Origin of the sequence: Asaia krungthepensis NRIC 0535 (genome assembly GCF_025995175.1) — a bacterium.
GTDB classification, from domain to species: Bacteria; Pseudomonadota; Alphaproteobacteria; order Acetobacterales; family Acetobacteraceae; genus Asaia; species Asaia krungthepensis.
This window is the reverse complement of the sequence record NZ_BAPV01000004.1, coordinates 13991-33255: the sequence shown is the minus strand read 5'-3', so window position 1 is coordinate 33255 and position 19265 is coordinate 13991. Positions and strand designations below refer to the sequence as shown.

16 protein-coding genes are annotated in these 19265 nt (G+C 60.7%); 13 read left to right on the top strand and 3 right to left on the bottom strand.

Going from position 1 to position 19265, the window contains the following annotated elements; all coding sequences use genetic code 11:
* The first annotated feature begins 155 nt into the window (after positions 1 to 155).
* Positions 156 to 2345 carry a TonB-dependent receptor gene (locus AA0535_RS02625; RefSeq protein ID WP_264814707.1) on the top strand — a complete coding sequence of 730 codons (2190 nt, stop codon included), beginning with the start codon at positions 156 to 158 and terminating at the stop codon, positions 2343 to 2345.
* Positions 2346 to 2723: 378 nt separating this feature from the next.
* Here the strand turns inward: AA0535_RS02625 and bioB are convergent, their stop codons facing one another.
* Positions 2724 to 3845, bottom strand: coding sequence for a biotin synthase BioB (bioB, locus tag AA0535_RS02620; protein WP_373319260.1), 1122 nt, complete (start codon positions 3843 to 3845; stop codon positions 2724 to 2726).
* Positions 3846 to 3873: 28 nt separating this feature from the next.
* Between bioB and AA0535_RS02615 the strand changes: the two genes are divergently transcribed.
* The 12 genes from AA0535_RS02615 to mltG all read left to right on the top strand — a co-directional run bounded on the left by AA0535_RS02615 (position 3874) and on the right by mltG (position 17260).
* Positions 3874 to 4698: a ferritin-like domain-containing protein gene (locus AA0535_RS02615; RefSeq protein ID WP_264814359.1), complete on the top strand. Its 825-nt coding sequence runs from the start codon at positions 3874 to 3876 to the stop codon at positions 4696 to 4698.
* Positions 4699 to 4795: 97 nt separating this feature from the next.
* On the top strand, positions 4796 to 5419 hold the full coding sequence (locus tag AA0535_RS02610) for a Dabb family protein (RefSeq protein WP_264814705.1): 624 nt from the start codon (positions 4796 to 4798) through the stop codon (positions 5417 to 5419).
* 95 nt (positions 5420 to 5514) lie between these two features.
* Positions 5515 to 7602, top strand: coding sequence for a M13 family metallopeptidase (locus AA0535_RS02605; protein WP_264814358.1), 2088 nt, complete (start codon positions 5515 to 5517; stop codon positions 7600 to 7602).
* A gap of 178 nt (positions 7603 to 7780) precedes the next feature.
* Positions 7781 to 9685 (top strand): sensor histidine kinase, encoded by a 1905-nt coding sequence (locus tag AA0535_RS02600; RefSeq protein ID WP_264814357.1) that lies wholly within the window; start codon positions 7781 to 7783, stop codon positions 9683 to 9685.
* Positions 9686 to 9884: 199 nt separating this feature from the next.
* The gene (locus tag AA0535_RS02595) at positions 9885 to 10604 is read left to right on the top strand and encodes a glycine betaine ABC transporter substrate-binding protein (RefSeq protein WP_264814356.1); all 720 of its coding nucleotides are present in this window, start codon (positions 9885 to 9887) and stop codon (positions 10602 to 10604) included.
* A 162-nt stretch (positions 10605 to 10766) separates the two neighbouring features.
* Positions 10767 to 11651, top strand: a complete 885-nt coding sequence (locus tag AA0535_RS02590) for a class I SAM-dependent methyltransferase (RefSeq protein WP_264814355.1) — start codon at positions 10767 to 10769, stop codon at positions 11649 to 11651.
* Between the two features lie 2 nt (positions 11652 to 11653).
* Positions 11654 to 12514: a hypothetical protein gene (locus AA0535_RS02585; RefSeq protein WP_264814354.1), complete on the top strand. Its 861-nt coding sequence runs from the start codon at positions 11654 to 11656 to the stop codon at positions 12512 to 12514.
* A gap of 75 nt (positions 12515 to 12589) precedes the next feature.
* A complete protein-coding gene (gene fabD / locus AA0535_RS02580) occupies positions 12590 to 13561 on the top strand; it encodes an ACP S-malonyltransferase (protein WP_264814353.1) in 972 nt (323 codons plus the stop codon).
* A 19-nt stretch (positions 13562 to 13580) separates the two neighbouring features.
* Positions 13581 to 14321, top strand: coding sequence for a 3-oxoacyl-[acyl-carrier-protein] reductase (fabG, locus tag AA0535_RS02575; RefSeq protein ID WP_264814704.1), 741 nt, complete (start codon positions 13581 to 13583; stop codon positions 14319 to 14321).
* Positions 14322 to 14562: 241 nt separating this feature from the next.
* The gene (locus AA0535_RS02570) at positions 14563 to 14802 is read left to right on the top strand and encodes an acyl carrier protein (RefSeq protein WP_023978090.1); all 240 of its coding nucleotides are present in this window, start codon (positions 14563 to 14565) and stop codon (positions 14800 to 14802) included.
* A 168-nt stretch (positions 14803 to 14970) separates the two neighbouring features.
* Positions 14971 to 16233 (top strand): beta-ketoacyl-ACP synthase II, encoded by a 1263-nt coding sequence (gene fabF / locus AA0535_RS02565; protein ID WP_373319259.1) that lies wholly within the window; start codon positions 14971 to 14973, stop codon positions 16231 to 16233.
* 16 nt (positions 16234 to 16249) lie between these two features.
* Positions 16250 to 17260, top strand: coding sequence for an endolytic transglycosylase MltG (mltG, locus tag AA0535_RS02560; protein ID WP_264814351.1), 1011 nt, complete (start codon positions 16250 to 16252; stop codon positions 17258 to 17260).
* Positions 17261 to 17380: 120 nt separating this feature from the next.
* Here mltG and AA0535_RS02555 read toward each other — a convergent pair whose 3' ends face one another.
* A complete protein-coding gene (locus AA0535_RS02555; protein WP_456304535.1) occupies positions 17381 to 18247 on the bottom strand; it encodes a lipid-binding SYLF domain-containing protein in 867 nt (288 codons plus the stop codon).
* A gap of 213 nt (positions 18248 to 18460) precedes the next feature.
* Entirely contained in the window at positions 18461 to 19255 is a 795-nt protein-coding gene (locus AA0535_RS02550) for an inositol monophosphatase family protein (RefSeq protein WP_264814350.1), read from the bottom strand.
* Positions 19256 to 19265 lie beyond the last annotated feature (10 nt).

The following is a 19265-nucleotide window of genomic DNA, read 5'->3' as shown; positions in this document are numbered from 1 at the left end:
CTGGCAGGCCAAAGTTTAGTTGCGAGCGTTTCTTATTCGCGTCTATTTGGCCCCGTCATCACTCCTTTGTCAATGAGATCGGCCTCTTGCATTCCCTGATCCTGCTCGCCACCAACACCGTGCGTTCGCGCCCGATGGCCCTGTCCACCCTGTTGATGCTCTCCGTCGCTCTGCCCCATCAGGGCTGGGCTCAGGCGCAGTCGACCGAAGGCGCAGCCGCGTCGACCCAAACCGGAAAACAGGCAACGAAAGCGACACCGGCGGCGAGCCCAAAACAGGCCGCGCTGACGAACGATGAACAGATCGAGGTGAAGGCGCAGCGTCAGAACCGTATGGAAGTGAAGTCAGGCGGCAATCTGGGAGCGCTGGGGAACAAGAAGGGTCTCGATGTGCCCTTCAATGTTCGCAGCTATACCTCGGCCCTGATCCTGAACCAGCAGTCCCAGACGCTGGGCGAAGTGCTGATGAACGACCCGACGGTCCGTACGACCTATGGTTACGGCAATTTCTCCGAGCAGTTCATCATTCGCGGGTTCCCGGTCTATGGCGATGACGTGGCGATTGACGGGCTCTACGGCATCACGCCGCGACAGCTCGTCTCCCCGCAGCTCTACGACCAGGTCCAGGTGCTAAATGGCGCCAGCGCGTTTCTCAACGGCGCAGCCCCGGGCGGCACGGCCCAGGGTGGCAATATCAACCTCGAGTTCAAACATGCAGGCGATACGCCGCTGACGCGCGTCACCGGAGACTACACCAGCTCCTCAATGGGGGGCGGTGCGGTCGATGTCGGTCGGCGCTTCGGGCAGGACAAGCAGTTTGGGGTGCGCATCAATGTGGCCGGGCGCAGCGGCGTCTCGGCGATCGATCGTGAGAAGCGCCATCAGGTGGCCGTGGGCGGCGGGTTCGACTGGCATGATCGCTCGGAACGCACCCGCGTGACGGTCGACATGGCTTACGAGAATCAGGGCGTGAATGGCGGTCGCGGCGGCGTCTTCCTGAGCGGGGTCACCAGTGTTCCCAAGGTGCCGGGCGCGGGGGCGAATTACGGCCAGCCCTGGACCTACACAGAGCTTAACTACATCTATGGCAAGCTCAAGGTCGAACATGACTTTGGCAAGTATCTGACCGCCTATGCGCAGTTTGGTGGCCTCGGGGGCAACGAGAAGGGCAATTACGGCAGCACCTATGTGACGAACAGCCAGACCGGTGCGGGCTATAACGGCGCGATGTATGTGCCCTATGTGCAGACCAATGAGAGCACACAGGCGGGTCTGCGCTCGCATTTCCACACGGGCGGCATCAAGCATGAGATCAATGCGGGCGGATCAGGGCTATGGGAAGAAAACGCCTCGGCCTATGCCCTCGCTCTGACGCGGCAGCAGACCAATCTTTATCACCCGACGCTGTATAATGCGTCCCAGCCCGAGACCTATATCGGCGGCAATATCGATAATCCCCAGAAGAACAACACGACACGTCTGTGGAGCCTGTTCTTCTCGGATACAGTCTCGGCGTTCCATGATCGCGTGGCACTGACCGCGGGCTTCCGCTACCAGTCCATCAAGACAGTGGCCTATAATTACGGCAAGGGAACGCCCACAGGCTACGATCAGGGCGCGTTCACACCGGTGGTCGGGCTGGTCGTGCATCCTACCCATCAGACGTCCATCTATTTCAACCGTATCGAGGGGCTTGCGCCCGGACCGCAGGCCAGTGGTCAGGTCGTCAATCTCGGCCAGATCTTCCCGCCCTATCAGACGGTCCAGTACGAGCTGGGGGCCAAGTATGACATCGGCCGCTTCTCGACCTCGGTCTCGATCTTCCAGATCGATCAGCCCAACTCCTATACCGTGGCCATTCCCGGTACGGGGACGAGCATCTTTTCTGTCGATGGTCTGCAGCGTAACCGCGGCATCGAGTTCACCGTCAATGGCGAGATCTTTAAAGGACTGCGCTTCAACGGCGGGACGTCGATCATTGATGCCGATCAGCGTCGCACCTCGGGTGGCCTCTATGATGGCAAGCGAGCTATCGGCGTGCCGGGTTACACGATCAACGGTAATCTTGAATATGATCTGCCCTTCATTCGCGGGGCGACTGTCACCGGGCGTGTGATCCAGACCGGCCATCAATATGCCAATAACCTGAATACGTTGCGTGTGCCGAACTGGACGCGCTTCGACGTCGGCGCGCGCTACAGCTTTGTGGTGGAACACAAGGCCATCACAACCCGTCTGGGCGTGGATAACCTTGCCAATAGCCGTTACTGGGAGAGTGCTTTTGGCGGCTATCTGCTGCAAGGCCTGCCGCGTACCTTCAAGTTCTCGGTCACAGCCGATTTCTGATCGTGGCAGGGGGCGGGCCTATGCCTGCCCTCGATCGTTCTGCATAGCCAGTAGATAAGTGCTCTGAAGCCGGCCTTCGGGCTGGCTTTTTTGTTATTCGAGCACCGGGAGCCATGTTGATCGGATGGCTCGGGCGCATAACGAACTCATCCGGTATGCGGCTATGGGCGCGAAAGACGATCGCGCCTATCATTGCTTGCAAAACGCGTGCAACCGGCGGCCCTAGGTCGAGATCAGGACGACAGGCCTCAAGCCTCGGAGACGGGTAAGGGGAGAGGCTCTGAAACGTCGCCCATAAGACCCGGAGACCGTGCCCACAAGAAAGGCCGGTCCCCTTGCAGGAACCGGCCTTTCTTTAGTTCAGCAAAGAAGGCGGTGTCAGTGTCCCTCGGTCATCGGCTTCATGCCGAGGCTGGCCAGAAGCTTGCGGTCACGATGCTCGGCCGGATTGGGCGTGGTCAGCAGCTTGTCACCGCAGAAGATCGAGTTCGCACCCGCCAGGAACACCAGGGCATGGGCTTCGTCACTCATCAATTCGCGGCCTGCCGCGAGGCGCACATGGCTGGCGGGCATGGTGATGCGGGCAGCAGCCACGACACGGGCGAATGTGATGGGATCGACGGCTTCGGCCTCAGCGAGGGGCGTCCCCTCGACGCGTACGAGCAGGTTGATCGGCACGCTCTCGGGATGCTGGGGCAGGGAGGCGAGAGTGGCGATCAGCCCGGCGCGGTCGCTTTCATCTTCTCCCATGCCCACGATGCCGCCGCAGCAGACATTGATCCCGGCGTCACGCACATTGGAAAGCGTGTCGAGGCGGTCCTGATAGGTCCGGGTGGTGATGATCTTGTCGTAATACTCGGGCGAGGTGTCGAGGTTATGGTTGTAGTAGTCGAGCCCGGCCTCCTTGAGGCGGCGAGACTGCTCGCCATCGAGCATACCCAGCGTGACGCAGGTTTCGAGCCCGAGCGCCTTCACGCCCTCGATCATGGCGCAGACCGTGTCGAGATCACGTTCCTTGGGGGAGCGCCAGGCAGCCCCCATGCAGAAGCGTCCGGCACCGGCGGCCTTGGCGGCGCGGGCTTCAGTCAGGACCTTTTCAAGGGCCATCAGACGTTCCGCTTTCACGCTTTTCTCGTGAAGGGCGCTTTGGGGGCAATAGGCGCAGTCTTCCGGGCAGCCGCCCGTCTTGATGGAGAGGAGCGTCGAGATCTGCACCCGGGTCGGGTCAAAATAGGCGCGATGGGCCATCTGGGCGCGGAAGATCAGCTCCGGGAAAGGCAGGTCGATCAGCGCGGCTACTTCGTCGCGTGTCCAGTCATGCCTGAGTTCAGGTTTCCAGCTTGCCGCAGCGCGAAGTTCACGAGGGACGACCGGGTCACGTGTCAGGGTATCGAGGGACATGCGGGGCATGGCTCCAAAACATTTGAGAACGAAAAGCTCGCGCAGCGATGCCACAGCAAGGGGGCGCTTGTCACGCGCCTGCGCGAGAACTCTACCCAAATTGGCGCGGACATGTCATCTAGGCGTCATGAAACATTGGCGCATCGATCAGATGGATTGGGATGCTTTCGATGCATCCCGCGTGGACCCGGACCTGATTCCGGTCATCAAGGCGGCGGCCGTGGTCGAGCGGAACGGGCTCGATTACGCGGTCTATCTCGGCAATGTCTTTGTGGGCGATCCCGATTTCCGTCAGGCCGCCGATAACTGGGCCGTCGAGGAAGTGCAGCATGGCGATGCGCTCGGCAAATGGGCGATGCTGGCGGATCCGAGCTGGGATTACATGACCGCGTTCGAGCGTTATCGCGCGACCTATCATATCGAGCAGGATGTCGACGCTTCGATACGTGGCTCACGTACGGGCGAACTGATTGCCCGTTGCATGGTCGAGACCGGAACCTCATCCTTTTATACGGCTCTGGCCGATGCCACGGACGAACCCGTGCTCAAGGCCATCTGCAAACAGATTGCGGCGGATGAGTACCGTCATTTCAAGCTCTTTTACGACCACATGCATCGCTACCTGAAGCGTGAAAAGCTGAGCGTGTGGCAGCGTACCAAGATCGCACTTGGGCGTGTGACCGAGAGCGAGGACGATGAACTGGCGACGGCGTATTATACGACCAACATGTCGAGCAACACGCCCTATGATCACAAGAAATGCATCGCCGCCTATATGGCGCGCGCGATGGGGTGTTATCAGCCCAAGCATATCAACCGGGTGACCAGCATGATCTTCAAGACGATCGGCTTCACGCCCCATTCGCGCATCCAGAACCTCGTGGCGCGCGCGATGTATGCGCTGATTCAGTTCAAGGCAAAGCGCTACCGGCAGGCTGTACTCGCGTCATAACGAAAGCGTTTGCCGCCCTACGGCGAATTAAGCCCTCACGGAGCGACGTCCTGGTCTATCATGACCAGGACGATCCACTTGGGAGAGCTTGTCCGTGATGTCTTTTACAATGCGCCTCGCCTTAGCTGCGGGCCTGATGTCGAGTATTGGCCTTGTTTCTGTGACGGGCATGGCCAAGGCGGATCCCTATTCTTTGCCTATAGCGTCATCCGGCCCGGTGACACTCCCTCCCGTGGCTGATGACGGGACGATTGCAGCCCGTCAGCTTGCGGCGCAGGTCGGTCTGGCCCAGTTCACGGCGGCAAACTGGAGGCCCGGATTGCTGCGCCATGTGGTGATGTTCCGCTACAAGTCCGGCACGACAGCAGCGATGCGCGCCGAAATCACGATGCGGTTTCTGAGGCTGGCGCAGGACTCGCGGCGTCCGGACGGGTCGCATCCTGTCAAGTCAATCGAAATGGGCGTGCAAAACAGCGGGGAGGGAGCCGATGCGGGTCTCCAACAGGCCTTCATCGTGACTTTTGCATCGGAAGGCGATCGTAACTTCTATGTCGGCAAGCCGGTGATCATGGATCCCGCCTGGTTCGACCCCGCGCATGAGGCGTTCAAGAACTTCGCCGCGCCGTCGATCGACAAGGTTGTTGTGTTCGACTTCAACGTACTCGCGACGACCAGTCTCGAACCTGCAAAAGGCAAGGCGAAGCCGCGGACTCGCCGTTGAACCCGATCTGACATAACGTTGCGTAATGTGTCGTGCACCGCAGCGGTGCACGACAGTCTCAAACCTGTTGAAAGTACAGCTCTGTGACCGGATTAATGAAACGTACTCCACCATTCCTGCTCGGTGCCGTCAGCCTTCTGGCGCTGAGCGGTCATATTGCTCCGGCGCGCGCTGCCGATGCCCCCGCTGCCGGGAATACGACGCAGACGGTCAAGCCCTATGATCCGAGCTGGGGTTTCAACATGGCGGGCATGGACAAGTCCGTGCGCCCCGGGGACAATTTCTTCCAGTATGCCAATGGCACCTACCTCAAGAACATTGTGATCCCGGCGGATCGCTCGTCTTTCGGTCCTTTTGTCATTCTGGCGGAAACTGCACGTGAGCGCGTCCAGTCGATCCTGACAGATGCTGGGAAGCATCCCGCCGCCGACCCGAAGACGACAGAGGAAAAGCTGGGTGCGTTCTACGCAACCTTCCTTGATACCGCGACGGTAGACAAGCTTGGCGTGACCCCGCTCAAGGCCGATCTCGATGCGGTGCGGGCGGTCAAGGATCAGGCATCGCTGTCACGCCTGTTCGGTCAGTCCGCCTATGGCTTCCAGTACGCGCCTTTCGGTCTGATGATCAGTGCCGATGACAATGATCCGGAGCAATATGCGCTGATCATGCATCAGGGCAAGCTGGGGCTGCCCGATCGCGATTATTATCTCAAGCCTGATTTTGCTGCGAAGAAGAAGGCCTATCAGGCTTATATCGCCAAGACGCTGGGTATGATCGCCTGGCCGGATGCCGATCAGGCAGCCGCCAGGATCGTCGCGCTGGAGACTGAGCTCGCCAAGGCACAGTGGTCTCGCACCGAAATGCGTGACCCTGTGAAGGTCTATAACCCGATGAGCGTCGATGAACTGGCCAAAAAGGCGCCGGGTATTGACTGGCCTGCCTTCCTGACAGCATCGGGCATTCCCGCTGACAAGCTGGGCGCACGCCGTATCATTGTTGGCGAGCCGAGTTCCATTGCGGGCATGGCAAAAATCCTGGCATCGGCCGATTATAACGTGCTTCGCGCCTGGCTTGCTTTCCATGTGGCCAGCAACGCGTCTGCCTATCTGGGCAAGGATTTTGTCCAGTCGGCTTTCGATTTCTACGATCATGAGCTCGAAGGGTCGCCTCAGCTGCCGGTCCGCTGGAAGCAGGCGGTCAGCCACACAGAGGACGCCATGGGCTGGGCGATCGGCAAGATCTACGTCGATCGTTACTTCCCGCCGGCGGCCAAGGCGCGGATCACCGAGCTTACCCAGGACGTCAAGGCTGCCTTTGCCAATCGCCTCGCCCATAATGCCTGGATGGCCCCTGCAACGCGTGCGGCTGCTGGTCGCAAGCTGCAGAATTTCGAGATCCAGGTCGGATATCCGAACAAGTGGCGCGATTATGACGGTCTGACCGTCAAGCCGGGTGATCTTTACGGTAACGCCGCGCGGGCTGTGGCCTTCGACTGGCAGTATAACCTTGGCCACCTGGACAAGAAGGTGGACCGCAATGAGTGGTTCATGACGCCACAGACCGTGAATGCGTATAACGATCCCAATCAGGTCGAGATCGTCTTCCCGGCGGCCATCCTGCAGCCACCTTTCTTCGACCCGAAGGGCGATGCCGCCGTCAATTACGGGGCCATCGGTGGCGTGATCGGCCATGAAATGACCCACTCTTTCGATGATGAGGGGCGTCAATACGATGAGCATGGCCGTCTTCACCAGTGGTGGACGCCCGATGATGTCAAGCGTTTCCAGGCCCTCGCCGATCGCTTCGGCAAGCAGTACGATGCTTTCGAGGTCCTTCCCGGCGTTCATCTGAACGGCAAGCTCACCATGGGCGAGAACATTGCCGATCTGGGCGGGCTGACACTGGCGCTCGATGCCTATCATGCGTCTCTGCATGGCAAGCCTGCCCCGGTGGTTCATGGCCTGACCGGCGATCAGCGGGTGTTCCTGGGGTGGGCGCAGGTCTGGCGTCAGAAGCTGCGGGATGACTCGATCCGCAACCGCGCCGTGACCGACCCACATTCCGCTCCTGAAGCGCGGGTGAACATGCCCATGCACAACATTGACGCATGGTACGACGCTTTCGGCGTCAAGTCGGGCGAGAAACTCTATCTCTCTCCGCAGGATCGCGTTAAAATATGGTGATTATCGGATGATTATCGTTAGCAACCGTTCGGACATCGCTGCTTTTCCCGGCAGTGATGGGCGGTGTGCAGAGCCCGAAAGGTGATCTGACCCCGATGTGTGTCCTGCGAACGGCAAGGGAACTGTCTCCGCCAGAAGAGACGACCGACCCGTTCACTATCAAGCTGATCGCATGCCGATGAACCGGCAACGCGATCTGTACGACCTGCTGAGCGCAGCCGCCGCGATTGCGCGCGCGCCCGCAGCCTATTTTGCCCTGCCTGAGCGCGGCAGGCCGGTGATGGCCGTGACCTTCGGGAACCTGCCTCATGTTCTGCCAGCCATGTCCGCGCCGGACAAAGCCTTCGTGCAGGAGGTTCTGTCCCCTTTGGCGGAACTTGCGCAGGCGCCATGGCACTATGTTTTCCGAACGGCCTACCCGATCCAGCTGATGGAGGGTCAGGGCGTAGCCACGCTCTGTTTCCTGACGCGCTTTGCGCTCGATATCGAGGCAGAGTCCTTTCGTGAGGGGCTGGAGGCTCTCATCCGTCAGATGGTCCGGGTTCTGGGTCGGCCCCTAGAGGCAGAAGATCAGCGTTTCTCAGGGATCGAGCAATTGCCGCGCGGTCATGTGGCACGTCTGCGTTCCGCCATGGCCGGGGCGGCTCCGTCCATTGAGGATCTGCCGGGAATAGGCACTTTCGAGATCAGGTTCGGTAGCAACCTTATCACCCTGTCTTCCGAACTGATGCGTCTGACAGGGGTTCCCACAGGCACTCAGTGCCCGATGGATGTGTTCGCCCAGTGCATGCCCGTTCCCGATACTGACCTGATCCATTTCGCGGATGGCAGCAGCGATGAGATCATCCTGCCGGAAACCGATTATGTCATGGAGTGCCTGTCCGATAACACCAGGATCTGGGTGCGCCGTCGTGCCGAGATAGAGGCAGATGATCGTGGAAGGCCCTGGCGCCTGATTGGAACGATCGAGGACATCACCCGGGACCGTGTAGCCACGAACCGTCTGTCAGCCATGGTGATTCTGGGTGACGCTCTCCGAAAGGTCGATACACCCGAGGAGGCCTATCACGCAGCGTGTTTTGCGCTGGGTGACGCCCTTGGGGCCGATCGTGCAGGTTGGGCCATGTTCGAGCCGGGAAATGATCGGCGCTTCAGGGTGATGGAAGACTGGCGCGGCCTGTCGATACCGAGCGCTGCCGGTGTCTATGACTGTGCCAGGCACGAGGTCGCCCTCGGTGTGCTTGAGCAGGGCTTGCTGCTGGCCGTACGCGACGCCCGGGAAAATGTATGGATTCCCTGTGAATCCCCGTTGCGTGGTGAGGGTGATCAGATACGGGCGCAGCTTCTGATGCCGATCATGGCGCAGGGGCGCATGACCCACTGCCTTTTCGTTCAGGCATGTCAGCCACGCGACTGGTCCGATCAGGAACTGGCCTTCATCCGGGCCGTTTCGGACCGGGCGCAGGCCGCAGCCGCATCGCTGGAAGCACGCGCCCATCAACAGACGCTGCATCAGGAACTGGCGCATCGTCTCAAAAACACGCTCGCATTGGTTCAGGCCCTGGCCAATCAAAGTCTGCGTGGGGTCGAGAACCGCGCTGCCGTCAAGGCTTTTGAAAAGCGTCTGGTTGCACTCGGTTCGGCTCATGATCTTCTCATGCGGCAATCCTGGCAGAAAGGCGATCTGGCGGCTCTCGCGCGGGAGGTTCTGGCCCGCGTAGGACCCGTGGAGCGTCTCTATTTCGAGGGTGTAGCGGTATCGGTCGGACCCAATACAGCGACGACGCTTGGGCTGATGCTCCATGAACTCGGGACGAATGCCGTGAAATACGGGGCCTTGAGCGTGGAGACGGGGAAGGTGAGCCTCACCTGGTTTATCGAGAAGGTCGAAGGGCGCGATATATTGCGGCTTCACTGGCTCGAGACGGGCGGACCGCCTGTGAAATCTCCTGAGTCCTCGGGGTTCGGGTCTCGATTGCTCAGGGCGGGGTTCGGTCATCAGGGCTCCGCCGAGTTGCTGTATCCGGAGACTGGCTGTGACGCGCGATTCAGCATTCCGCTTCGTCAGGCGCAGGAGAACTGATCTTCGACGAGTCGCCCAACCCAACTCCCTGCCTCGTGTCGAGCGGGCGATTCTGGCCGACCTTGGTGAGGGGTACCGAAATTGACCCCAGCCCCGAAACTGTCGCGGGGCTCTTGCTATTCACTGTCTGAAGTGATCGAACACAGGCAATCCAAGTCAACTCCTGACCGGCCGTGTTGCATGGCCTGAAAGATCTCTCATGACCACGATCTCTCTGGGCTATCTCGGCACGGCACTTCATGCCGGATGTGCAAGCGCGGTCGCGCGAGTGCTCGACGCTCATGAGGTCGAGGTGGATTTCGTGGATAGCGACGAGTCAGAACTGCCCGGTATGCTGGAGGAAGGCGCAATCGACCTGCTCGTCTCCGCCTGGCTGCCACGTGATGCGCATCTGGTGCAGTATGGCATGCGTGTTCTGGGCACGCTTTACCGCCCGTTCTATTGCTGGGCGAGCTTCGAGACGGTCTCTTCCCTGTCCGGGCTTTCCGCCGGGGAGATCGACGTCGCGATCACATCGCGTAGCGATCAGAAGCAGATGGAAGTGCTCATAGGCCAGACTGATGCTCTTGCCGGTGTCACCGTGGAAATCTGCGATGAGGAAGCACTCTACGCGGCAGTGCATGCCGCGCGGGACGCGGGCCGCAAGGCACTGGTTTTTCTGGCACAGCCTCATGCCCTGTTCAATGACGAGGCTTTCCGGACGATCGACGATCCCAACCTGCCCGGTGAGATGGAAGGATGCATGCTCGTTCGGGAATCCGTGGCCGCATGCGCCGATCAGGACATGCTCGACGAGTTGTCGGAAATGACCCTGGGCAACAAGGTGATGAGCGCCATGGATCATGCGATACAGGTTGACGGCATGGATCCCGAAGAGGCGGCAGAGGCCTGGCAGCGCGGGCGTCTTGTTGCCCGGTGATGAGGCGGAGCTTCCTGGGAATATAAAGAAAAGGAATATTGATATTCGCAAATAGTAAACAGCTAGGATCCCGATCAGTATTCGATATCGGTAATGCAGTACAATTTGCGAATTTTCCTTTATCTATTATAGAGGGCGTCATCCCAGTGAATGAGGCGCTCTATGTCTGCTCCTATGGATGCCTCAGACCTTCATATGAGGTTCCGGCATTGCGGCGATGAGGACTGGCTCAAAATCCTCGTTGCCTCGCTCAAGATGCCAGAGATCGATCGGGTTCGCATGCCGGGATTTCCGGCCCCTGATGTACAGCGTGAAATCCATGGTCATGCTGATGAGGTCTCGCTGCATGAGGCCTACATGTTTTTTCGCGAGACCAAGGCCTATTGCGGCTATGCCGGTGCGCCTCTGCGCGCTGAAACGCGTGTGCTGGATTTCGGCTGCGGCTGGGGACGTATCCTTCGTCTTTTCATGAAGGATATCCGGCCTGAAAATCTTTTCGGAATCGATTCGACATCGCGTTTCCTGATGGAGGCGCGACGGTGCAACCCGGCGGTCAGTTTCCTGGCCGGTGGCACGACGCCCCCCACACCTGTCCGTGACGGGTACTTCAACCTGATCGTCGCGTTTTCGGTGTTTTCTCATCTCGACGAGTATCTCGCCGGGCTGTGGATGAGTGAGTTCTACCGTCTGCTTGCACCGGGCGGAATGGTGGTCGTCACGACCCAGAGCCGGCGCTTCATCGATTTCTGTGCCGAGCAGCGCCTCAGGCGGGCCTCGGGCATCAGGCTCGAGCACGCGTGGCATGAGGTCTGTGCCGACAGTTTCACCGATGAGGCGCGGGCTTATGCCCGCTACGATGCAGGGCGCTTCTTGCATGCGGCGCCGGTGAAGCGCCCTCATCCCGGAGCGCATTATGGCGAGGCCCTTATTCCGCGCGCCTACTTCACCCAGAAATGGGGAGACCACTTCCGCCTGATCGAGTTTCTTGACGACCCGACAAGGGTGCCGCAGGTTTTCGTCGTATTGCAGAAAGTCGAGGGACGATGACCATGCCAGCATTTCATCGACAATCGGATATCCGTCCCGCCACGCTCGTATCCGGCCATCGCAAAGGCTTCGGGCGGTCTCTCCTGCGTCACGGGTACCGCGCCGGGATATTTGTCGCGATTGGTCTGGCATGGGGCGGGGCTCTGATCGCGCCTTCCAGAGGAGCCGACACGGCGCCGATGTCTTGCGCGCACGAGGAAAACATCGATGTTGCCGGTCAGGCTCTGGTGCCATTGTCGCGTCGTTACCGGCGTATCGAGCGCGTCTTTCGCCGTTTCGACTCATTCCCCCAGGCAGATCGTGAAGGGCTGAGCCTGCACATGGAGGCGCGGTTAGAGCCCGGCAACCGGCCTGGCATCGCCTCCGGGTTGATGATGAAGCGCGGCAGCGAGACCGTACATCTCATCCCGGGACCCGGAGACGAGATCGTTCTGCCCCATGACAAGATTTCATGGAATGAAGACCCCTTGCTCTATGCAAGGCTCAAGCCGGAGGAAAGTCTTGAAGTCGGATTTTTCTTCACGATTGTCCCGGAAGACCCATCGAGGTTCACAGGGGAACAGGCCCGGCGATGGCTATCACGACTTGACGCCTGTATTGAGGATGAGGGCGGATTCCTGATTGCCCTGCTCCTGCCTGACACACACAGGCTCGGCCTCGATATTGCGCCCCGGAGCCGTCTTGAAGTTCAGGAGAATGGTGTGACGCGTCTGCTGGTCGATAACCAGGGGCTCGTTCCCTACCATTATGTGCTGCGGCCGCAGGATTTCTCGCGCCAGGCGCAGTTCGTTGCCAGTAAGCCCTTCACGCGTCTCATGATGAACCTGCCATTTTCCCTGCATGGCGCGTTGGGAAGAAAGTAACGATTTGACAGGAACAGGCTGCCTCCTCCATCACCCGGGGCACGAAAGCCCCAGGCGAAAGTGAGAGTTGAGGTCATGTCAGTGCATGCATTCGTTTTTCCGGGACAGGGCAGCCAGTCCATCGGAATGGGTCAGGGCCTCTATGAGGCTTTTCCCGCTGCGAGAGAAGTTTTTCAGGAAGTCGACGATGCACTCGATGAGCATCTGTCCAAGCTGATTTTCACGGGCGATGCGTCCGAACTGACGCGCACGGAAAACACGCAGCCCGCGCTGATGGCTGTTTCGCTGGCGACGGTACGCGTGCTCGAAAGCGAGGGCGGGTTCCGTTTGCCGGACAAGGCCACGGTCGTGGCAGGGCATTCTCTGGGTGAATACTCGGCTCTTGCAGCGGCAGGCGCACTGGGTATTGCCCAGACCGCCAGATTGCTGCGCCTGCGCGGACTGGCCATGCAGGAGGCGGTTCCGGCAGGTGAGGGTGCTATGGCGGCGCTGCTTGGCGTCGAGGCCGAACTTGCCCATGAAATCTGTGCCGAAGCCGCCCGCTTGAGCGTTGAAGGGGAAGCGGATCGTCATGAGACGATCGAGCTTGCCAATGATAATGGCGGCGGTCAGATCGTGGTCTCGGGCCGTCTTTCCGCTGTGGAGCGCGCGATCGCGCTGGCCAAGGCCAAGGGTGTGAAGCGCGCCGTGATGCTCCCTGTCTCCGCCCCATTCCATTCCTCGCTTATGGGTTCGGCCGCCGAGCGCATGGCAGAGGCGCTGGAACGCGCCGAGATTGCGACGCCCCTTATTCCGGTCATCACCAACGTCACGGCGGCCAAGAATACCGATGCCACGCGCATCCCGGAATTGCTGGTTCAGCAGGTGACGGGCTCGGTGCGCTGGCGCGAGAGTGTGCTGGCCATGGCGGCCATGGGCGTGACCTCTCAGGTCGAACTTGGTGCCGGGAAGGTGCTGACGGGTCTGGTGAAGCGTATCGCCCCCGATATGACGGCGCGCAATGCGGGAACCCCTGAGGAAATCGAGGCGCTGCTGCGTGACCTCTGAAAGCGTGGAGAAGAAAACGATGTTCAGTCTTGAAGGCAAAACCGCACTCGTCACCGGAGCTTCCGGCGGTCTGGGCGCGGCCATCGCCCGCGCGCTGCACGCGCAGGGCGCCGAACTGGTCCTGTCAGGGACGCGTGAAGCGGCTCTTGCCGAGGTTGCGGCTACTCTCGGTGAACGGGTGCATGTCTGTGCTGCCAATCTCTCGCACGGCGAAGAGGCCGACGCTCTGGTGGGCAAGGCGGAGACGCTTCTGGGCAAGCCGCTGGACATCCTGGTCAATAATGCCGGTCTCACGCGCGACGGTCTGATTATCCGCATGAAGGATGAAGACTGGTCGCAGGTGCTGACGGTCGATCTGGAATCCCCGTTTCGTCTGTGTCGTGCCGCGCTCAAGGGGATGCTGCGCCGCCGCGCCGGTCGCATCATCAATATCGCTTCCATCGTGGGCGTGACCGGCAATGGTGGGCAGGCGAATTATTCCGCAGCCAAGGCTGGCATGATCGGGATGACCAAGTCGCTCGCTCAGGAGACTGGCTCACGTGGGGTCACGGTCAATGTCATTGCCCCCGGCTTTGTTGAGACAGCCATGACGGCCGTGCTGCCTGATGCCCAGCGCGAGAAGCTGCTCGGGTCCATACCACTTGGCCGCATGGGCAAGCCCGAGGATATCGCCGCCGCAGTAGTCTATCTGGCCTCTGAAGAGGCTGGCTGGGTGACGGGCATGACGATGAACGTCAATGGTGGCATGGCGATGCCATAAGGGCATTGGCCCCTCCCGCACGCAAAGCTTGGCGTGCGAGGGTAAACCATGCTAAGCGCCCGCTGCTTCGTCCGAAGCGTGGGCAACATGGCCCGCCGGGGCCCGATCTTCGGTCCGCGATTCAGAGCACTGGCCGTGAGTGCCGCCTTTGGAGTAAAGACGGGGACCGACTGGGCAACCAGACGGATGGTAAACAGTTTCGAACCGCCCGAATTGCCGGGCACACAGGAAGCCAGAACAGATGAGCGAAATCGCCGATAAGGTTAAGAAAATCGTTGTTGAGCATCTCGGCGTTGAAGAGAGCAAGGTAACCCCTGACGCTTCCTTCATCGACGACCTCGGCGCTGACAGCCTCGACACGGTTGAGCTGGTCATGGCGTTCGAAGAAGCCTTCAGCGTTGAAATCCCCGAAGATGCAGCCGAGAAGATCGCGACCGTCAAGGACGCCATCGACTACATCGAAAAGCAGAAGGCCGCCTGATCCGGCTGCATCGGGCATTCCGGCCCGATGCAATGATCTTTCTCCGGCTCCCCCTTTCAGCGGAGCCGGGACATACGACGAGATTGACAGCCTCTCCCTTTGGCAGCCGCCGGGAGACGGCCTTTATGACTGGAGCTTCGTCCGCCCATGATGGCAAACCTATCGGCAATGAAAGAAAGACGCGTCGTCGTCACCGGTATGGGGCTTGTCACGCCACTGGCGGTGGGCGTTGAACAGACCTGGCAGCGTCTTATTGCCGGACAGACCGGCATTGGCCGCATCACCTGCTTCGACCCCAGCGATCTCCCTGCCCATGTGGCGGGTGAGGTGCCAGAGGGGCCGACGGCTGAGGGCGGGTTGACGCTGTCTGACTGGGTCCCGACGAAGGACCAGAAAAAGATGGATCGCTTCATCCATCTTGGCATGGCGGCTGCCATCCAGGCCGTCGAGGATTCCGGCTGGAAGCCTGAAACCGAGGAAGACCGTTGCGCAACCGGCGTGATGATCGGCTCGGGCATTGGTGGCCTTCAGACCATCTACGACGCCTCGCTCACCGTGGCGAGCGGCAAGGCGCGTCGTCTGTCGCCGTTCTTCATTCCCTCTGCCCTGATCAACCTGATCTCGGGTCATGTCTCGATTCGCTATGGCTTCAAGGGACCGAACCATTCGGCCGTGACGGCTTGCGCGACAGGTGTGCACGCCATCGGAGATGCAACGCGTCTCATCATGCTGGGTGATGCCGATGTGATGATCGCCGGTGGAGCTGAAGCGGCCGTCTGTCCGCTCGGTATAGCCGGGTTCTCCTCCGCACGCGCGCTTTCGACGAGCTTCAACGAGACGCCTGAAAAGGCTTCGCGCCCCTGGGATCGTGACCGCGACGGTTTTGTCATGGGCGAAGGCTCGGGCATCGTGGTGCTCGAGGAATACGAGCATGCCAAGGCCCGTGGCGCGAAGATCTACGGCGAGATCATCGGCTATGGGCTGTCGGGCGATGCCCATCACATCACGGCGCCTGCCGAAGGTCATGAAGGCGCCTTCCGTGCCATGACCGCGGCTCTGCGCTCGGCAGGGATCACCCCCGCCGATATCGACTATGTCAACGCACATGGCACCTCGACCATGGCGGACGATCTCGAACTCGACGCGGTCGAGCGCCTTTTCGGCGCGGATGCCAAGAGCGTGGCCATGTCGTCAACGAAATCCGCAACCGGGCATTTGCTGGGTGCGGCGGGTTCGGTCGAGGCCATGTTCTCGATGCTGGCCATCCGCGACAACGTAGCGCCCCCGACGCTCAATCTGGACAACCCGGCGCGTGAGAGCGTGATCGACCGCGTGGCCCATGAGGCCCAGCAGCGCAAGATCAACATTGCCCTCTCCAACAGCTTCGGATTTGGCGGCACCAATGCCAGCCTGATCGTCAAGGGCGTCTGATCAACGGAATGCGGGCATGAAGCGCGTTGTTCTTGCCCTCTTCCTTCTTCTTGTTCTGGGTACGGCGGGATGCGCCGCCTGGACCTGGTCTTACGCACACAAAGCGGGGCCACTTGCAGTGGCGACAGATCATGTCGTGCCCCGTGGCAGCACCGCACATATCGCCCATGATCTCGCTCTGGCGCAGATCATTCCGTCAGGGCGGATATCTGAATACCAGTTCCGCCTGATTACGAGGCTGACGACGTCGCAGGGCCCGCTCCATGCCGCCGAGCTGCACTTTACGGCCGGCGTCTCGGTGCTCGACGTCCTGGCGATTCTGCGCCATGCGCCGCCGGTCCGGCACTTCCTCACGATCCCTGAAGGCCGTACGGCACGGCAGATTGCGGTCATATTAGCTGAGGCGCCGTTGCTCACGGGACCCGTGCCCTCGCTTGCTGAAGGCGCAATCCTGCCCCAGACTCTTGCTTATGAGCGGGGTGCGCCACGGGCGCAGATCGTGCAGCGCCTTGAGGCGCTCATGAGCCAGACCCTGGCGCGTGTCTGGGCCCAACGCGATCCGTCGATCGGTCTGGCCTCTCCTGAGGAGCTTCTGATCCTTGCCTCGATCGTGGAGCGGGAGACGGGAGTGAATACCGAGCGGCCCATGGTCGCCCGAGTGTTCCTGAACCGATTGGGGCAGAACATGAAGCTGCAATCGGATCCCACAGCTATCTACGATCTGAGCGAGGGGCTGGGCGTGCTGGATCATGGTGTGACCCATGACGAGCTTCATCGTCCGGGCCCGCATAATACCTATGTCATCGACGGTCTGCCCGCTGGGCCGATTTGCTCCCCCGGCCTGGCGGCACTGGAGGCGGTCGCGCATCCCGCACAGGGCGACATGCTCTATTTTGTGGCGGATGGGTCAGGAGGGCATGGATTTTCGCATGACCTGCGCGAGCATAACCAACGCGTCGACGCACTCAGAACGCTGAAATCAGGACACGCTGCCAAGCCCAAAGCCGCGGCGCCCGCCCACCCTTGACGTTTCGGGCGGGCAGTCTTTCCTGCGACTTCGTGGCGCATGTGCATGACGAACCAACCTTGAAAAAACTGTCAGTTCGACACCGGGGGTAGCGTGGGGCCGGGAGCGACGCTGGATTCCCTATTTGGGCGCAGCGAGTGACTCGCTCTTGATGGCTCCATGAGACTGGCTCGAGAAGGATTTGTGGCTGTCGTAATTGGCAGGGTAGGGGCTGTTGCCCACCGCACCGCCTGAGGTCGCTGCTGCTGCCGTGGCGGGTGTGACGGCGGCCGCAGCGGTCTGCTGCACACTGCCTTGCTGCTGAACGACCTGCATCAGGATACGACGCAGAGGATCGGCCCCCGTATTGTTCACCCGCATCGAGATCACGATATCCTCAGGGCCAACGGGCTGGTTGTAAAAGGCCCGGTTGGAGCCGCTATCGACGGTCAGCTTCGACCCGCCGAGGGAAGCCCCGGCGAAAAGCCCCGAGGATTTCTGAAGAGCGAGGATATCCGTATTCGAGGCGCCAGCCGAGCCGCTTTCGATCCCGCTGCCCATATTGGCAAATGAGGCCGAGGCCCCGGCGCTGAACTTGAACTGACTGTCGAGAAGTGCCTGAAGGCCGCGATCGGACATCACGAAAAACATGAGTTCCGAGCTCTCCACCCCCAGCTGGATCCCCATCGAGGCGGAGCTGAGCGTGTAGAATGCCGGGTCGGACCAGGAACCGCGCGCATCGCGTGAAAGCAGAAGGCACCCGCCGCCTGCGCCACCGAAGACGATCGACATGCGGAATACAGACGGACAGACCATCACGGCGCGTGCCTTGGCCAGATAACGCTGCGCGCGGGAATTGGGGTTCGTACCCTGAAAGATGTCCTGCACGGCAAGCGTTGCCCGATCGACCAGCGCCTGCTGCTTCGATGCGGCCATGGCGGGAAGGGCGGTCAGGCCCGATGCCAGAACTACCGTCGAGGCGACGAGTCGGCGGGAGAAAGAAACCATGGATATCTGGGCCTCGTATCTGGATCCGTCAGGAGAAATCTAGCCGTGACGGGAAATTATGGCGTGAGAATGGTGAGAGCAGGGTGGCCTCTAAAGCCCGTCAGGTAAAGAGCGCAGCAATCCTGCAACCGGCCCGGAGCACAGGGAGACACGCGATAGCTCCCGTATGCGCCCGGTTTTGGATGCCTATCCCGGCCTGCCTGCGCGCCCGCCTCAGATCAGTTCCATGCCCGCCGCCCTCGCCACGGGTTCCGCCACACCGGGCGCCGTTGCCAGAATGGCGATGCAGCCTGTCATCCCTCCATCGCGCAGGAACGGAGAAACCCGCGCGCCGCTCTCATGCAGCAGGACGAGCGCTGCTGCCACGTCCCACAGATTGATGGCAATTTCGAGATAGCCGTCGCACCGGCCGGATGCGACATCGGCAAGGGCGAGTGCGCCACAAGCCCCTGTGCGTGGTGCGATCCCAAGCTCGAGAAAAGCTTTCGAATGGCTGGCATAGGTATCCGGAGAGACCTTGGCGCTCCATCCCATTTCGACCATCGCATTGCTTGTCTCGGTCACAGGCGAGGCTCTCACGGGGACGCCGTTCAGCCAGGCTCCCACGCCACGCTGAGCCGTATAGACCTCGCCAAGGGCAGGCGCATTGATTACGCCTGCGACAGGCACATCGCCCTGCATGAGTCCGAGCGACACGCACCAGCGCTCACGGCCCCGGGCATAATTGGACGTGCCGTCAATCGGGTCGATCACCCAGGTAAGGCCCCCCTCTCTTTGCCGACCCCCTTCCTCTCCCATGAAGCCGTCTTCGGGAAAAAGAGCCTCAAGACGTTTCGAAACCAGCGCTTCGACAGCCATGTCGGCTTCGGTCACATAATCCTGCAGACCTTTCATCGAACCGGTCGGGCCACCCGGTGGGGGCCTCATTGCCATGGCGAGAGAAGCAGCGTCGGCCACCACGGCACGGGCAACTTCCAGACGTTGGGCAATCAGGCGTTGATCGGTCATTCAGGAACTC

Bases quoted from the DNA above. Each gene is read 5' to 3' on its own strand.
- mltG (WP_264814351.1), top strand. From the start codon at position 16,250: ATGAAGCGCGTTGTTCTTGCCCTCTTCCTTCTTCTTGTTCTGGGTACG.
- AA0535_RS02615 (WP_264814359.1), top strand. From the start codon at position 3,874: ATGAAACATTGGCGCATCGATCAGATGGATTGGGATGCTTTCGATGCA.
- fabD (WP_264814353.1), top strand. From the start codon at position 12,590: ATGTCAGTGCATGCATTCGTTTTTCCGGGACAGGGCAGCCAGTCCATC.
- AA0535_RS02555 (WP_456304535.1), bottom strand. From the start codon at position 18,247: ATGGTTTCTTTCTCCCGCCGACTCGTCGCCTCGACGGTAGTTCTGGCA.
- AA0535_RS02625 (WP_264814707.1), top strand. From the start codon at position 156: ATGCTCTCCGTCGCTCTGCCCCATCAGGGCTGGGCTCAGGCGCAGTCG.
- AA0535_RS02610 (WP_264814705.1), top strand. From the start codon at position 4,796: ATGTCTTTTACAATGCGCCTCGCCTTAGCTGCGGGCCTGATGTCGAGT.
- AA0535_RS02570 (WP_023978090.1), top strand. From the start codon at position 14,563: ATGAGCGAAATCGCCGATAAGGTTAAGAAAATCGTTGTTGAGCATCTC.
- fabG (WP_264814704.1), top strand. From the start codon at position 13,581: ATGTTCAGTCTTGAAGGCAAAACCGCACTCGTCACCGGAGCTTCCGGC.
- AA0535_RS02595 (WP_264814356.1), top strand. From the start codon at position 9,885: ATGACCACGATCTCTCTGGGCTATCTCGGCACGGCACTTCATGCCGGA.
- fabF (WP_373319259.1), top strand. From the start codon at position 14,971: ATGAAAGAAAGACGCGTCGTCGTCACCGGTATGGGGCTTGTCACGCCA.
- AA0535_RS02600 (WP_264814357.1), top strand. From the start codon at position 7,781: ATGAACCGGCAACGCGATCTGTACGACCTGCTGAGCGCAGCCGCCGCG.
- AA0535_RS02550 (WP_264814350.1), bottom strand. From the start codon at position 19,255: ATGACCGATCAACGCCTGATTGCCCAACGTCTGGAAGTTGCCCGTGCC.
- AA0535_RS02585 (WP_264814354.1), top strand. From the start codon at position 11,654: ATGCCAGCATTTCATCGACAATCGGATATCCGTCCCGCCACGCTCGTA.
- AA0535_RS02605 (WP_264814358.1), top strand. From the start codon at position 5,515: ATGAAACGTACTCCACCATTCCTGCTCGGTGCCGTCAGCCTTCTGGCG.
- AA0535_RS02590 (WP_264814355.1), top strand. From the start codon at position 10,767: ATGTCTGCTCCTATGGATGCCTCAGACCTTCATATGAGGTTCCGGCAT.